Below are 15,896 nucleotides of genomic sequence, written 5' to 3' on the forward strand. Positions count from 1 at the left end.
CGGCGGCACCCCCCTCCTCGTGCCGAGCGAGCGCAGACGAGGCGCGCCCCCGACCGGGCGTCGGGTCCGTGTACTCCTGCTCGTGGTCTTCGCGGCCCTGGTCCTGCGCCACGGCTGGATGTCCGACGACGCGTACATCTCGCTGCGCACGATCGACAACTTCGCGGCCGGCCACGGCCTGGTCTGGAACGTCGGCCATCGGGTTCAGGCCTTCACCCACCCGCTGTGGCTGCTGCTGTGCGGGCTCGTCTACGCGATCACCAGCGAGTTCTTCTACTCGCTGATCATCTTCGGCGCGCTGGTCTCGACCTGCGCGCTGGCGATCGTCAGCCTCCGGCTCGCGCGCTCGGAGCTGGTCGGGATCTCCTTGGTGCTCGCCGCGGCCCTGTCGCACGCCTTCGTCGACTACTCGACCTCGGGCCTCGAGAACCCCCTGACGCACCTGCTGATCGGGCTCAGCGCGTGGGTCTACCTCGGCCGCGTCCCCGACGCGCGTCGCTTCGCGCTCCTGTGTCTGCTCGGTGGGCTCGCGCTCCTGAGCCGGCCCGACAACGCGATCCTGCTCGGGCCGGTCGTGCTCGCAGCCGGGGTTCAGGCCTACCGACGCGGCGCCACGGTCAAGGCGTTGATCCGCGCGGTGTTGCTCGGCGGCGTGCCGCTGTTTGCGTGGGAGCTGTTCTCGCTCATCTACTACGGCCTCCTCGTCCCCAACACCGCCCTCGCCAAGCTCAACTCTGGCGTCGAGGCCGGCGAGCTCATCCACCAGGGGCTGCTCTACTTCGTCGCAACCCTCGACGCCGATCCGCTCACGCTGCTGATCATCGTCGCGGGCACGCTCGCGCCCTTCGTGACCCGCGACCGGCGGATGATGCCCTTCGCGATCGGCGTGATCCTGCACGCGCTCTACCTGACGAAGATCGGCGGCGACTTCATGCTCGGCCGCTTCTTCACCGCGCCGATGTTCATGGCCCTGGTCTGTCTGTCGCAGGTCAAGCGCGTGGATCGGACCCAGTTCGGGGTCGTGACGGCGGTCGTCGCCGCGCTCGGGTTGTCGGCGCACCCCAACACCTTCGAGATCAACAGCCGGACCCTGAGCACCGCCAGCGAAGCCCGTGGTGAGCGCAGGGTCACCAACACCCGCGCGCTGCTCGCCAAGGGCGCGAGCCTCTCGCACGCCACGCGGATCCGCACGATGCCCGATCACAAGTGGACGAGCCTCGGCCTGCGCGGGAGCAGGCCCGGGCACAGGGTCCAGATCGCCACGGCCCTCGGCTTTCGCGGGTTCAGCGGCGGGCCCGAGGTTCACTGGATCGACAACGTCGCGCTCAGCGATCCTCTGCTCGCGCGCCTGCCCGCGAAGTGGAGGCCCAACTGGATGACCGGTCACTTCATACGCGCGATCCCCAAGGGCTACGTCCAGACCCTCGAGTCGGGCGAGAACGTGATCGAAGATCCCAAGATCCACGATCTCTACGAGCGCGTCTCGCTCGTGACCCGCGGCGACCTGTGGAGCGTCGAGCGCTTCAAGGCGATCTGGTGGCTCAACACCGGCGGGCCCGCGCGGCTGCTCAACGAGGAGTCGTGGCGCTTCCACGGGGCTTCAAAGCGCTCGCCGAGCTCGATCGGAGCCGGGCGGGTGCCCGACGGGACCGCGCTCGACTCGAAGCTCGTGCGCGCCTTCGGCTACACGGGCGTGTACGTCAAGTACAAGCACCGCCAGCAGCGACGCGAGCTCGAGCTCTCCGTCAACGACAACGACCGGTTCGAGATCCGCTTCTACGACGGCGGCGACGAGGTCGCCCGCGTGCCCGTGCCGCGCCAGCTCGAGTGGAATCTCGCGGGCGTCAGCGCCCGGCGCATCGCGCTCCCCGAGGTCCTCGCCGAGCGCGGCTTCACGCGCCTGCGCATCCTCCCGCGCACGGTCACCCGTGGACGCAAGCCGGCCTACGCGGTCGGGCACCTGCTGTTCGACGAGGACATCGAGGCCGCCGAGCTCCTCGCCGCGCCCGCCGCCAAGCCCAAGCCCAAGCCCAAGCCTCCGGCCAAGTCTCCGCCCAAGTCTCCCGCCAAGTCTCCGCCCAAATCGAGCGACGCCGGCGCGACCAACTGACCAACGGATCCCCTGCGGGTATGCTCGCGCCGTGCCCCGACTCTCGATCTTTGCCGGCCTCTTGCTCGCGACGTCGACGGTCTCGCTGCTCGCGTGCGAGGCGGCCCCCAGCGCCGGGCCCCGCGAGCAGCCCGGCCAAGACCAAGGGGCCACGCCCCCGCCCAGGACCCCGAGCGAGCCGCCCCTGCCGACCAAGCCCGAGGTCAAAGGCCCCGTCGACGAGGCCGTCGTCCTCGACTATGTCAGCGAGCACACCCACGAGATCCAGGGCTGCTACGAGGCCGCACTCCCGCGCAAGCCAGAGCTCGAGGGCACCGTCACGATCAGGTTCTCGATCGACAGCGCGGGCAAGGTCACGAGCGCCGAGGCCCCCGACGGCGACGCCTTCGGCGGGCCCCGAGCGGTCGCGTGCATGCTCCGGGGGGTCAAGCGCTGGAAGTTCCCCAGCCAGAGCTTCGGCGGGCCGGTCGAGGTCACCTACCCCTTCGCCCTGACCTCCGACCAGGTCATGCCAGCCGAGACCGTGCCCGAAGACAGCACGACGTGACCCAGGCCACCTCCGGCGCGGCCGCGGGCGGCTAGCTTCGCGCCGAGGTCCGATGCCCGAAGGAAGCGCCCGCCAGACCCCCACCACGCCGCCGCCAATCGCCTGCCACGATCCCGCGACCCTCGAGCGCCTCGGCGAGGTCGAGGTCATGGATCGCGCGCAGGTCGAGGCGATCGTCGCCCGAGCCCGCGCCGCGCAGCCGCGCTGGGCCGCGACCAGCTTCGCCGAGCGCCGGGCGGTGCTCGCCGACCTGCTCGAGTGGATCGTCGAGCACCAATCCGAGATCTGCCGCCTCGCCGCCCGCGACTCGGGCAAGACCATGGTCGACGCGGCCATGGGCGAGGTCTTTCCGGTCTGCGAGAAGCTGCGCTGGACGATCGCCAACGGCGAGCGAGAGCTGCGCCCGACGTCGCGCAGCCCCGGGTTTTTGGTCCACAAGCGCGGGCGGGTCGAGTACCTGCCCTTCGGCGTGGTCGCGGTCATCGCCCCGTGGAATTTCCCCTTTCACAACATCTTCTGCCCGCTGATCCCGGCCTTGTTCGCCGGCAACGCGGTGGTCGTGAAGGTCAGCGAGTGGACCTCGTGGTCGGCCGAGGACTACCTCGAGATCGTCCACCGGGTGCTGCGCAAGCACGGCCTGCCGACGGATCTCGTCCAGGTCGTGACCGGCTGGGGCGAGACCGGCGCGCACCTCGTGCGCGGCGGCGTCGACAAGGTCTTCTTCACGGGCTCGCCGGGCAACGGCCGCAAGGTCATGGCCACGGCCAGCGACGACCTGACCCCGGTCGTGCTCGAGCTCGGCGGCAAGGATCCGCTGATCGTCTGCGACGACGCCAACCTCCGCCAGGCCGCCGACGCGGCCATGCTCGGCGTGTTCACGGCCTGCGGCCAGATGTGCGTGGGCGCCGAGCGGCTCTACGTGTTCGACGAAGTCTACGACGAGTTCGTGGCCACGATGCAGGCCCGGGTCGGGGCCCTGCGCCAGGGCCCGCCCCTGGCCGGCACGATCGTCGACTGCGGCGCCACGACCATGCCCGCGCAGCTCGACATCATCCAGGGCCTCGTCGACGACGCCGTCGAGCGCGGGGCCCGAGCGCTGGTCGGCGGCGGCCGCAACGACGCCCTCGGGGGCCAGTACTTCCAGCCCACCTTGCTCGTCGACGTCGATCACTCGATGCGCATCACCCAAGAGGAGATCTTCGGCCCGGTCATGGTCGTGATCCGCGTGCGCGACGAGGCCGAGGCGATCCGCCTGGCCAACGACTGCCCCTACGGCCTCGGCTCGAGCGTGTTCACCCGCGACCGCAAGCGCGGCGACCGAATCGCTCGCCAGCTCCGCTCGGGCATGACCGTGGTCAACGATTACGGCGTCGCCTACATGATGCAGGCGCTGCCCTTCGGTGGGGTCGGGGTCTCGGGCTTTGGCCGCATCAACGGCGGCGAGGGGCTGCGGGCCTGCTGCTATGAAAAGGCGATCGTCGATGATCGCGTGCCGCTTGGGCAGAGCGTCAGCTTTCACCCGGTCCGGCCGCACAGCTACGAGCTGGTCGAGAGCGCGGTCCGGGTGATCTACTCGCGCGGGGTCCGGGCGAGGGGCCGGGCGGTCGTCGACGCGGCCCGAAGCCTGGTCGCGGTCATGCGCGAGGGCGCCTAGGCCTAGGCCTAGGAGCCCGTCTTTGCGCCTCCTCGCCCCGGCACTGCTGCGCAGCGCCGCTGGTTGACCTCGGTGTGGGCGCGCTCTCGCAGGCCGGGCCAGCGGCCTCTCCTCGGCAAGTTCGAAACTATCCCCCCCGCGAACGACGCATTCGGAAGTTCGTAGCGATGTGTGAACGAGGCGCCCCCTCTGACCCGAAAGAACCATGAATATCGCCGCCTTGGAAACTCGTGGCAGGCAGGAGTTTGGATGGCGAGCGACTCGATAGGGGCAGCTCGACCGCTGTCGAGCTGGCATGTGCGCGAGGACTGGGGCGGTCGAGCAACGCGGACGTGGGGCCGGCAGGGAGGCCGAGGTTGGTCTGTGAGCCCGCGTCGACGACCGCAGGCCCGGCGCGGATCATCTGTGAGCTCGAAGTCGTGGCAGGCAGGAGTTTTGGCGTGCTCGACCAAGGCGAAGGTCGTGGCAGACAGGAATTTGCGGCGCTCGAGCGAGGCGAAGGCCGTGGCAGGCAGGGGTTTTGCGGCGCTCGACCAAGGCGAAGGTCGTGGCATGGACGACTTCGAGCTCACAAACAAACTCAGCGCACGAGCGACCGGCGGCGCGCGACGTGGCGACACTCGCTGCGTGCTTCGGTAGCGTCGCCGGAGACCGGAAGACCATCACGGCTCACCCGTAGACCCCCCAGCCGTCCGCGACTCTGCCACGCGCGGCCGGTCGCTCGCGGCGCTCCCTCGCTCGGAGGCGTCATCGGTGGAGGGGTCGAGAAGCGACCCCGTCTGTTCGGCGCGCGCGCCCGGAGCTTCGCGCCGGCTGAGCCAGCGAAGAAGCGGCGTTTGCGGCGGAATGCGTGAGCGACCAGGCCGCTCGCGCACGGGGAGCTTGACTGGGTGCGACGCTTCTGAAGGCCCGCCGTGGGCGGGCGGAAAGAAGCATCATGTCAATCTCAACACAAGTACTGCTCACATTGTTCGCGACGCTGACTCCGACCACCGGGGGACCCAGCGATCTGTGCGACATCGTCTACACCGACACGGGCAAGCCGATCTTCTGCGAGCCTCACCAGGAGGGCGCGCCACGCTACGACGGCACGGTGTGCTGCGACGAGCGGATGTGCTTCGAGTCGCCCGAGGGCTACTGCCTCGCCGATGAGAAGCCGTTCTACTGCGAACTGGGGGAGGTGCGGTCGACGGGGGAGGTGAGCTGCTACTTCGAGGTCCCCGACTACTGTGACGTGTTCCCGTGCGCGCCGGGGTTTCAAGCCCAGCCGCAGGCGAACCACATCTGCTGCCATGAAGGCATCTGCTGGTCCACGTTCGGTGACTCCAACGACTGCGAACTCCAGGACATCTACTGGTGCTACGACGGTGTGACTAACGAGGATGGCACTGTAACCTGTTTCGACTAGACTTGGAACTTGGCGGCGGGGCTTCACAAGCCCCGCTGCCATCCCGCATTTGGCTTCACTGTTCAAGTCAAGTATGGCCTACCGGTTCGCCACCTCCTCCAACGCAAGATCGAAACGGACGATGCTGTTGGACAGGTCGTGCTTGACGGCGATGGCACGTCCCGCACGAAGCACCTTGATGGCTCGACGGGTCTCTGCGGCGTCGGCGTAGTTTTTTGCTAACCAAAGAGCGTCCTCGGTGTATCGCGCCCAGTTTTGACCGTCCCAGTCGAGCTTCAAAATCCTCCCTTCCGCAACCTCAGCACTGTTCAGTTGGCCCAAGTCCACGAACACCAGGAATTCTTGGAGTAGAATCCCACGCGTCCGCCAAGTCCCGTGCCCGAACTCCTCCTCGTGCACGGTCAGCGCCAGCTCCAGGTACTTCAGCGCCTCACTCGCCCGACCGACCGCCAGCAACCCGCGGGCGTAGTTCTCGTGGGCCTGGCTCAGCAGCTCTCGCGTCCCGCCGTACCTTTGGAGCGCCGCCTCGCGCTGCTCCACCGCCCGCAGCAACAGCCCAACCCCGCGCTCGCGCACCTCCTGGGGCCCGGAGGCCAGCGCGAGCCCGTGGACCTGCAGCAGCTCCGCGACCCGGTCGGGCCGAAACTCCGCGAGCACCGCCCGGGCCGCGAAAGCGTGCGCGTCCACAACCCCGATCTCCCCCCGCTCGCCCGCGACCGCGACGAGCTTCATCTGGACCTCGGCCCCGAACACCCCCAGCCCGAGGGCCCACGCCTCCTCGTAGGCCAGCTCGAAGTCAGCCTCCGCCTCGTCGAGCTCCCCGTCGAGGCGCCGGATCTCCCCGCGCCAGAAGATCGCCCGCGCGACCCCGTACTCGGCCCCCTGCTCGTGGGCCAACTCCATGTAGTCAGCCTGACGGGCCCGGGCGAGCTCGAGGTCCCCCATCCTCACCAGCGCCTCGACCTCGACGTCGATGTTGCGCAGCTCGAGAAAGCCGCCGTAACCCCACTCGGCGTCCTCGGGGTGGTCGATGCAGTGCTCTGGCGCGGGCAGCTCCGCGATCACGGTCGCGAAGCTCGAGCCGGCGCGCAGGTGCGGGGTCCGAAACGCCTGGACGGTCGCCTGAAAGCGGTCGCGCACGACCGCGCTGCACGGCGTCGGGGCGATCTCGAACTTTGCGGCCTTCGCTATCTCGCACTCTTGGGCCCGAACGGCGAGCCAGCGGTTCGCCATCTCCTGCATGCCATCTCCGGCCTTGCGGGTTCCAAACGCGCCGCGCAGCTCCGCCCGGATCTCGTCGTTCCAGATCAGGTCGAGCTCGCTCATGACCTCCTCGCAGGCGTCCGCTTGGGCCGGCCGCGAAGACATCAGCATCCCAACCGCGAAGCTCGCCGCGAGCCCGAGGCCCGCCGCCGCCCACGGCCAAGGTCGGCGCGCAGACCCTCGCACGCGCTCCATGCGAAGCAGCAGCGCCTTCATGCTTGGCCAGCGCTTGTCGGGATCTGGAGCGAGGCCGCGCGCGAGGATCCGGTAGAGCTCTCGCGGCGTCCCACCCCCGCGCGAAGCCTTGACCACGCGACCGCGGTCGCGGTCCGCGTCGGTCGCGAAGGGGCGACGGCCATAAACCATCTCGAACACGACCATGCAGTAGGCGTAGAGGTCGTCGCGCACGTCCTGGTGGCCGTGCTCGAGCACGCCGGGCGGCATGTAGGCCTTGGTGCCGACGATGTCGGCCATGTTTTCCCGGTCGCTGGTCCGGCACGCCAGGCCGAGGTCGGCGACGCGCGGCCAGCCCTCGCTATCGAACAAGATGTTGCTCGGCTTGATGTCGCGATGAAGAATTCCCGCGTCATGGATCGCGGCCAGGCCCCGACCGATCTGCATGGCGACCTCCAGGACCCGCTGCCAAGGCCCGGCGAAGTCTCGCTCCGCGGCCGTGCCCCCGCCGAGGTAGGGCATCACGAGCGCGGCGAGCCGGTCGTCGAGCCGCCCGACGTCGAGGATCGGCATCACGTTTGGGTGGTCGACCAACGAGAGCAGCCGGGCCTCGCGCACGAGGCTGTAGCGTCGGCTGACAGCCATCGCACGCTCGAGCTGGGCGCGCATGCTCTCGCTCAAGCCTGCCGCGTCGAGCTCGGCGTCCGTCATGGTGTTGAAGGTGGCGGGGTCCAGCTCGCACTTGCACGCGACCTGCCGCTCGAGCTGGCGGTCCCAGGTCCGCGCGACGCACGGCCCGCCGCTGGACCCCGTCGGCATCTCGATCACGAAGCGGTCCCGCGGGAACTTGGGAAGGCTCAGGAACGACTCGTCGGGGGAGACTCCAACCATGGGGCCGCGATGGTAGCAGCCCGCAAGTGCGTCGGGCGGGGGGCGGGGGGCGGCTGAAAGAAAGTTGAAAATAGCTCCTGACAAACACCCCGCGGATCTGTCTTTAACAATTGAGGGGTGTCGAACGCCCTGCAACAGCCGCGCGCAGGCCTTGGTCTGCGCGGCGCGGGTGCGGTTTGCCTCGCGCCGAACTCCCGAACGCTGCTGGTCTAGCCGCGAGCGTGCCTGCTCGACTCGAGAGCAGCGAAGACCTGCGATGTCCACCTCTCTTCCGATCATCGGGTACGGCGACTGGCAACCTGGATCCGCGGCCGCCTCCGCTCGGTCAGCAGTCGGTCGGGTCGCCAGGGAGGGTGGGTGAATGCCGTGCGAGCTTGAAGCGCTTCGCCTTGCGCAACAGCTGCTCGGCCTTGTCGCGCCGGGTGAGCTCGCCCGCGAGGCGCCTGCGAAGCCGGGCGACGGACTCGCGCGCCGCCCCCTCCCCGAGCTCGTAGTTTCGCGCGATCTCGCGGTACGCGACCCCCCGAACCCTGTCTTGGAGGATCTGCCGCGCCCGAGGGTCGCAGCCCTCGAGCAGGTCCTCGACACCTTCGAGCTCCTCGCGCAGGCGGAGCGTCCGACTCATGTCCACGGACGCCTGACCGTGAAGATGCGACTCAAACATCTCCGAGGTCGCGTTCCGCGTGCGCGTCAGCTCGCGACGTACCGCATTGTTGGCGCACGCCCGGATCCACTGCAGCGTTCGATCAGCTTCGGGATCCTCCCCGGCTCGGAGCCTGTCGAGCATCTCGGTGATCGCGGCTTGGACCACCGAGTCGATCTGCGCCGTGTTGGCAAAGAACCGCTGAACCCAGCGCCGGGTCGTCTTGAGGAACAAGCGGCCCGCTCGGGGATCACCCGCGAGAAACTTTCGGTGGTCGAGCAGCATGGCGAGGAAAATACCAGTAAGCGCGTGGGTCATCTGACCATTGGTACATGCGCAAGGCCGCGCACACGATCGAACGCTGCGACCTCCGCGCTCTCAGCCGGCCCCAAACTCGGCTCGCAGCGCCGCCCGGACCTGGGCGAGACCCCGGCTAAGACGCGACCGGACGGTGTTGTAAGGGATGTTGAGCTCTGCGGCGATCTGCATGGGGTCGCGGCCGTGGAGCCACAGACGAACGACCGAGCGGTAGAACTCGCCGACCTCCGCGAGGGCTCGCTCCGTCGCTTCGTGGCCGATCGCGAGCATCAACAAGCTATCGGGTCCGGGCCCGGTCGCGGGACATTTGTCGTCTTCGAGGGGCGGCGTGGTCGCGACCTGTCGCGGGACCCGACGCTCGTAATACTCGAAGACCAGCTTACGGGCCACGAGAAAGGCGAAGCTTCGCAAACCGCACTTCCCCTTGAAACAGCGAGCGATTGCGAGCCACGCATCCGCGGCGAGATCGGCGGAGTCGGCCCGCGGGACCCTGCGACCAAAATAGCGTATCAGCTCGCGATTGATTCGCATGAAGTCGGCAGGCTCTATCTTCAGGACCCACGAATCAGTCATTGCATGAGACTAGCACGAATACGAGCAGTCCGGGGTGCAATGCATCGTGTCGCCTCGCGCCGGATTGTTTTGCCGAGGGCGCGAAGCCAAAACGCCGCTGCACCGGGCGTACTGCAAGTTTTGGCGACAAAGCCCTCGGCGAAAAGGCCAAGCGAGGCGGCGCGAGGCATTGCACCCCGGGCTGCTAGAGAGCGGTGACCGAACAACACAACACTCGAAGCAGCCTCCCGCACGCGTGCTTGTCATGGCGAGCCCACGCTGATTCACGATCGTCGGGGCCGCCGAGGCCGTGGGGTCCGCTCGTGGGAGATCCGCGTCAGCTCTGCTCGCATCGCGTCCTCGAGCTGGTCGCTGCGCGGATGGGTCGGGAGCTGGCGGACGTCGCCGAGTTGTTGCTCGGCATGAGATCTCAGCGCCGCTATTTGCTGCTCGACACAATCGCCCGCACGCGACGCAGCACTGTTTTTCACGCGATCGACCAGCTCCTCGCGCGCGAGGTGGCGTTGAAGGTGCAACACGACTCGGACGACGAGACCGTGTGGCGGGTGATCGCCGAGGCCCAGGCCATGGCCCGGTTTGATGATCCAAATATCGTGCGCGTCCACGACTTCGGTCGCCACGAGGGTTGGTTGTACCTGGTCATGGAGCTCTGCGACGAGAACGTCGAGACCTGGCGCCGCGGTCGGCCGTGGGCGGACGTGCTCGACCAGCTCGTCGAGGCCGGCCGCGGGCTGGCGGCGGTTCACGCGGCTGGGCTCGTACACGCCGACGTCAAGCCCGAGAACATCTTCGTGAAGGACGGGGCGGCGAAGATCGGCGACTTCGGACTGGTGACCTCGCCGGGGTGGTCGACCCGGATCAGCGGCACCCTGGGCTACATCGCGCCGGAAGTGGCGGACGGGAGGCAAAGCGCTGCCAGCGACGTGTTCGCGTTCGCGTGCACAGTGTGGGCTTGCCTGGTCGGACGCCCGCCCTTCGGCGAGCCGCCCCCAGGCGCCGACACCTCCGCCGGCGCGCTGGTCCTGGTCGAGCGAGCGCGAGCGGGTGCGTTCGGCGAGCTCGACCGCGCAGCCGCCCCTCCCCCGCGAGCGATCATTGCGGCGCTGCGCCGCGCGCTGCAACCTGACCCAGAGCGCAGGCCGGCCCTCGACGGGCTCCTCGCGCAGCTCGAGGCGCTGCGCTCAGCAGGGGCGCTGGGTCGGTGGGTCTGGACGCTACGCCTGGACGCGCGGTGACCTCGACAGCCCGTCGAAGGGAGCCCTGGATGACCCAGCCATCCGCGACAGCCGACTCGAAACGGGCGCCCGGACCGACTCCTGCGGTTCGGTTTCGACGACGACAACATCGCCACCTCGTCGGAGCAGCTGATCGAACAATCGCCCCTACGCGTTCAAGTCCGATCCGCTCGGCACCTTCGTGGTCGAGCCGACCCCTCAGGGCGCGGGGTGGGGCGGCACGCCTCGGGCGGGGGACCGAGGATGCGCAGCTGTCTCGACGCGGCGTCGTCAAGTTCGACGAGGGAGCAGCCACGACCCGCGACTCGGCCGTCGCGGTCTCGCTTTGCAGACCTCATGCGTGAGGCAGCGAGGTGTCTTGGTTCTGGTCTGCTCACCCAGCTCATCGCGACACGTAGATCGCCTCGCGGTAGTGGTCGCCCGGCAGCCCCGCGACTTGGCCCACGCCCGGCCCCCCGGGCACAGTTGCGTGTTTTTCGCTCCCCTCACCCTCGGACCCCGCTGTGGTAGCGTCTTCGCACCCCGAGCAGAGGGCTCCGAGCAAAGGGCTTTGAACGTCCCCAGCCTTCGAGTAGACCACCGCGAGGACCTTGCCATGGACACAGCGAGCGGCGACCCCAACGAGTTCGAGATCGATGGCGTGCGGTACAGCTGGGACCGCGCGCGTGACCTGATGCTGATGAACGACATGCCGGTCGTGGCGATGCTGATCGAGAGCACCCTCGCCGGCATGATGTGGGGCGTCGAGCGGATAGTCGGGCGCGAGCGCTTCGAGCTGGCGATGCAGGCCGCGGGCCGCCGCAGCGTCGAACAAGAGTGGCGCACCTTCATCGCGCACATACCGGCGCCCGAGGTCGCCATCGAGATGCTCGGGGGCTTGACGCCGCTCGGCGGGCTCGGCCGCTGGCAGGTCGTCGAGTTCAACCATGAGCTCAAGTCCGCCGTGTTCCGGGTGACCGCCGGGTTCGAGCCGATCTATCAAAAGAGCCTCGGCGTCGAGTGGGACTCGGCGTTCATCGCCGGCAAATTCGCGGGCTACTGCACCAAGGCCTTCGGTACCCACTGCTGGGCCGAGCAGACCCGGTTCGTCGTGCGCGGTGACCCCTACGACGAGTTCGAGGTCCGCCCCTCGGACCGCAGCGTCGAGGACCGTCTCGACGCCCTGCTGTTCACCGCGGAGTCGAGCGCCGCCGACCTCGCCGCGGCGCTCGAGCGGCTGCGTCGCGAGGTCGAGGAGCGCCGCGAGGTCGAGGCTCGTCTGCGCGAGGAGGCCGAGGTCCGCCGACGTGTCGAGGACGAACTGCGCGGGAAACTCGAGATGATCGAGCGTCAGGCCGCGGACATCCGAGCCATGTCAACGCCCATCTTGCAGGTTGGGGCCGGGGTGCTCGCGGTGCCGGTGGTCGGCCGCCTCGACTGCCAGCGCGCCGAGACCCTGATGGAGGTGCTGCTGCCCGCGATGGTCGAGCGGCACGCGAGGGCGGCGATCCTCGATCTGACCGGCGCGGAGGCGCTCGACGCCACGGCGATCAACCTGTTGCTACGGCTGGCCCGGGCGGTCAGCATGCTCGGCGCGCGCTGCCTATTTTGCGGCATGTCGCCGCGGGCCGCCCAGACTGCGGTCAATCTCGGCGTCGAGTTGAACGGCCTGGTCGCTTACGCGACCCTGGAGGCGGCGCTAGACGCAGCGAAGCGCGGGATGTCGAAGTCACGCTAGCAGCCCGGGGTGCTAGCAGCCCGGGCTGCAATGCCTCGCGCCGCCTCGCTTGGCCTTTTCACCGAGGGCTTTGTCGCCAAAACTTGCAGTACGCCCGGTACAGCGGCGTTTTGGCTTCGCGCCCTCGGCGAAAATTCCGGCGCGAGGCGACACGATGCATTGCACCCCGGGCTGCTAGACCTCGCGCTGCCCCGCGCTCGACGTGCTTGTTGGCCGGCGGGCCGCATCGCGGACGGGTCAGCTGCCAGACGGGAGCTGACGGCCGGCCCCGAGGGGCCGACACACCGGATCGAACTCGAGCTCCGGCGCCTGCCAAGGTCGTCAGGGGGCCAACTCGACAGTGAGCTTCGAGCCCGAACCGACCGATTTTTGCTGTGTTACGGCCGAGAGATCCCACGCCGTGCCGAGGGTCAGGTAGCGCCCTTGCTTCTTGTTTCGGAACGCCCAGGTGCCGTCGTCCTGTAGCCACACCGTCCAGGCGTTGCTGTTGGCCGTGTTCCAGATAGAGTCGATCACGTAGTCGTTGGCCGCATTCCGTGCACGCAGGTAGCTGCCTTGGTAGTTCTTCAGCCGCACAATCTGTTCCCCCCCGACCTTTCCGCACTCGACCTCGAAGTGGCTGCTTTGAGGCTGCGGGCCCATCGAAAAGTAGCTTCCGCCGATGTAGGATAGCAGCCCGGGGTGCAATGCCTCGCGCCGCCTCGCTTGGCCTCTTCGCCGAGGGCTTTGTCGCCAAAACTTGCAGTACGCCCGGTACAGCGGCGTTTTGGCTTCGCGCCCTCGGCGAACATTCCGGCGCGAGGCGACACGATGCATTGCACCCCGGGCTGCTAGAACGCTGAAGGACTGGGACAACCACACCTCCTCGTTGTCGTAGGTGTCGCAGAACAGCTCCGTCGAGGTCTTCCCGGTCGTCCACATCCCCGTGCTGGTGAACATCATCTCGTCGAGGAGCTCATCGAAGTCCGCGCCCAGGACATCATCGCGGGTGTCCTCGATCGACAACATATAGGCGGCGCTCTCCTCCTGGCACTCTGCCTCGCTCATGAAGTAATAAAAGTAGGAGTCCCCTGGGGCATTATGCTTGAGCTCACCGTCAATATCATAATATATTGAATGCACACACTCGAAGAGCGCATCCCAGTCGGCCTTGAGCTCCTCGAGTTGTGCGGCGTGGTCGACCGCGATGTCGGTGATATTGTCGGTGTAGGTCTCGTAGCCCAGGCTGTCGTAGGTCGCCCCGTCGACCTCGAGACCGAGGACATCACGATGTTCATGATAGATTGCGACCTCCATCGCGGCGATGAAGGCATAGCTCGCGCCCCCCTGCAGACCGATCGTCGCCATGCCGTTGGCAGCCGCGATCGCAGCGTCCTCGGCGTCGTCGAGGCGTACGATACAGCCCTCGAGGTTGGCGCCGGTGAGGATATCCTTATCGCAGTAGTAGTTGTCCGCCTCCTGCATCGCCGTCTCGATGTCTGCCTGGTAATCGTTGAAGGCGTAGGTGTTGATCACCGAGCTCATGATCTCTTCGATCTGGGCAAAGCTCTCTTCCGAAAGACTGACAGCATCGGAGCCCGTGCCAAGGAATTCTCCTAGGGCCGCTTCGAGCCCGACCTTGAGCGCGGTCTTGAGGATCGTTTGTCCCGCGGAGACGAGCACCGTGGGCGTCGCTTTCGCCGTCTGCGGAGTGAGGGTCAGGGCTCCCGCACACAAGGAGACCGCGAGCGCTGAACACAGGTGGTTTTTCGAATTTTGCATGGCTCACCAGCAGTCTCTGCAAGGCGAATACCAGCGCGAAGTGGCCGGCAACGCCCACTGGGGGCGGCTGTCGCCGGATCAGTAGAACGCCGCGACAGTCCCCCGGCTGTCCGTAGACTGTCGCTGACGGTTGCGCTCGAGCTGCGCCCCGGCGGTCGAGCTGCGTCCATCCCCCGAGCCAATGCTCGGCTTCATCCAGTCACGCTCGGCGGTACTCGAGGAACACCACGCCCGACTCGAACGGACGCGGTGGTCCTGCGAGCTCGAACGCCGCTGGAGAGATACCGCTCGTACCGAAGAGTGGGATACCGGCTCCGATGACAACTGGGTTGACCTTGAGCACCAGCCGGTCGATCGACTCGACGAGCTGGCCCGCCAGCTGGCCCCCTCCGCACAACCAGATGTCGCGCTGGCCCGGTCCGGCTCGGAGCTCGTCGATCACGTCGCGTGGGTTGCCGGCGATGACTTCGACGCCCTCCCCGACTTCCGCCGACCGGTCGCGGCGCGAGAACACGAGCTGACGCAGATGCGGGTACGGACTGGTGAGCCCTTCGGCCAGTCCGACTGCGAAGGTGTTCCAGCCCATGACGACAGTATCGAAGTGCAAGCCTGGCTCATCGATCCCGAGCGCGGCGCGGGCATGCGCCGGCAGCGTCTCCGGGTAGGCAGCAATGAGATGGGCGATGTGGTCGCCCTCGACCGAGAAGGATGAAAACCCCCCGTCCGAGTCGGCGATGAAACCGTCGAGCGACGTGGCGACGAGATAGGTGAGCGCTGGCATGGGACCTCCTGGTAACCGGTGCAGGTGTCGTAGTCGTAGTTGCCCGGAGACTACTATGCGAAGCTCAGCTTAGTTGGGCCCATATCGAGACCGAACGACGAAGCTGCCCCCGATCCCCACGCTCGCCGAGCCGGCCCTCTTGTAGACCTTGGACTCGTCGAGTAGCGCGCGGTTCTCCTCTTTTCTCGGGTCGCAGCCGGATTCGCCATCCCCGCAGGAAGGCTCGGCCTCGACTGAGGGCGGTGGAGGTTCGGCGGCGGGCTCCGAGGCCGCCGGAGCTCCGAGCAGGAGGGCAGAAACCAAGCTTGCTGAAGCGATCGTGTCGGGCCCGAGCCTTCCTGCGGAGATGACGAACCCGGCCAGCCGCGACCGGCCACCATCACCAAGCGGGAGGGTGGGGCCGGAGACCTGCCGGTCGAGCGGGTGATCGGGCTCGTCGGGGAGTACGAAACAATGTACAGTACCTCGAATGTTACCGCATGCTGACCGTCTCGCTGGCATGAACCGCACAGCACTCCTCGCGCTCGGCCTCGCTCTCACTGCATGCGTCCCCGAGCAGGGCGACGAACATGCAGACTCGGAGACCGGACCAGACGAGGACGGCTCCAACGACGACGCGCCCGAGACGAGCGGCGACGGCGATGGCGACGGCGACGGCGACGGTGATGGCGATGGCGATGGCGATGGCGATGGCGATGGCGACGGCGACGGCGACGGCGACGGCGACGACGGCCTGTGTCAAGCCGGAGAGACCCGCCCCTGCTACGAGTATGCGCCGGAGCTGCAAGGGGTCGGCGTCTGCACGGAGGGCACCGAGACCT

At 67.8% G+C, this 15,896-nt stretch carries 11 protein-coding genes and 1 pseudogene; 7 read left to right on the forward strand and 5 right to left on the reverse strand.

What is annotated here, in order from left to right:
* Positions 1-82: 82 nt before the first annotated feature.
* The 4 genes from ENSA5_RS37945 to ENSA5_RS20260 all read left to right on the forward strand — a co-directional run bounded on the left by ENSA5_RS37945 (position 83) and on the right by ENSA5_RS20260 (position 5,719).
* Positions 83-2,110 (forward strand): hypothetical protein, encoded by a 2,028-nt coding sequence (locus ENSA5_RS37945; RefSeq protein WP_181197973.1) that lies wholly within the window; start codon positions 83-85, stop codon positions 2,108-2,110.
* 31 nt (positions 2,111-2,141) lie between these two features.
* Positions 2,142-2,657, forward strand: coding sequence for an AgmX/PglI C-terminal domain-containing protein (locus ENSA5_RS36180; RefSeq protein WP_181197974.1), 516 nt, complete (start codon positions 2,142-2,144; stop codon positions 2,655-2,657).
* A 52-nt stretch (positions 2,658-2,709) separates the two neighbouring features.
* Entirely contained in the window at positions 2,710-4,311 is a 1,602-nt protein-coding gene (locus tag ENSA5_RS20255; RefSeq protein WP_106393324.1) for an aldehyde dehydrogenase family protein, read from the forward strand.
* A 937-nt stretch (positions 4,312-5,248) separates the two neighbouring features.
* On the forward strand, positions 5,249-5,719 hold the full coding sequence (locus ENSA5_RS20260; RefSeq protein ID WP_181197975.1) for a hypothetical protein: 471 nt from the start codon (positions 5,249-5,251) through the stop codon (positions 5,717-5,719).
* A gap of 78 nt (positions 5,720-5,797) precedes the next feature.
* On the opposite strand, the gene ENSA5_RS20265 is transcribed toward ENSA5_RS20260, so the two are convergent.
* From ENSA5_RS20265 to ENSA5_RS20275, 3 genes are all read right to left on the reverse strand, one after another.
* Entirely contained in the window at positions 5,798-8,047 is a 2,250-nt protein-coding gene (locus tag ENSA5_RS20265; protein WP_181197976.1) for a serine/threonine-protein kinase, read from the reverse strand.
* Between the two features lie 325 nt (positions 8,048-8,372).
* Complete coding sequence (locus ENSA5_RS20270; RefSeq protein WP_146155909.1) at positions 8,373-9,008, reverse strand: sigma-70 RNA polymerase sigma factor region 4 domain-containing protein; 636 nt, start codon at positions 9,006-9,008, stop codon at positions 8,373-8,375.
* 60 nt (positions 9,009-9,068) lie between these two features.
* On the reverse strand, positions 9,069-9,581 hold the full coding sequence (locus ENSA5_RS20275) for an RNA polymerase sigma factor (protein ID WP_106393328.1): 513 nt from the start codon (positions 9,579-9,581) through the stop codon (positions 9,069-9,071).
* A gap of 401 nt (positions 9,582-9,982) precedes the next feature.
* On the opposite strand from ENSA5_RS20275, the gene ENSA5_RS20280 reads away from it, so the two are divergent.
* The gene (locus ENSA5_RS20280; RefSeq protein WP_258182937.1) at positions 9,983-10,816 is read left to right on the forward strand and encodes a serine/threonine-protein kinase; all 834 of its coding nucleotides are present in this window, start codon (positions 9,983-9,985) and stop codon (positions 10,814-10,816) included.
* A 595-nt stretch (positions 10,817-11,411) separates the two neighbouring features.
* Complete coding sequence (locus ENSA5_RS20285; RefSeq protein WP_106393330.1) at positions 11,412-12,533, forward strand: STAS domain-containing protein; 1,122 nt, start codon at positions 11,412-11,414, stop codon at positions 12,531-12,533.
* 321 nt (positions 12,534-12,854) lie between these two features.
* On the opposite strand, the gene ENSA5_RS20290 is transcribed toward ENSA5_RS20285, so the two are convergent.
* Together ENSA5_RS20290 and ENSA5_RS20295 are read right to left on the reverse strand one after the other, a co-directional pair.
* A complete protein-coding gene (locus ENSA5_RS20290) occupies positions 12,855-14,294 on the reverse strand; it encodes a hypothetical protein (RefSeq protein ID WP_146155911.1) in 1,440 nt (479 codons plus the stop codon).
* A gap of 199 nt (positions 14,295-14,493) precedes the next feature.
* Positions 14,494-15,075 (reverse strand): dihydrofolate reductase family protein, encoded by a 582-nt coding sequence (locus ENSA5_RS20295; RefSeq protein ID WP_106393332.1) that lies wholly within the window; start codon positions 15,073-15,075, stop codon positions 14,494-14,496.
* 499 nt (positions 15,076-15,574) lie between these two features.
* On the opposite strand from ENSA5_RS20295, the pseudogene ENSA5_RS20300 reads away from it, so the two are divergent.
* Positions 15,575-15,896: pseudogene (locus ENSA5_RS20300) on the forward strand (hypothetical protein); the annotation flags it as partial.

It is taken from the genome of Enhygromyxa salina (genome assembly GCF_002994615.1).
GTDB classification, from domain to species: domain Bacteria; phylum Myxococcota_A; class Polyangia; order Nannocystales; family Nannocystaceae; genus Plesiocystis; species Plesiocystis salina_A.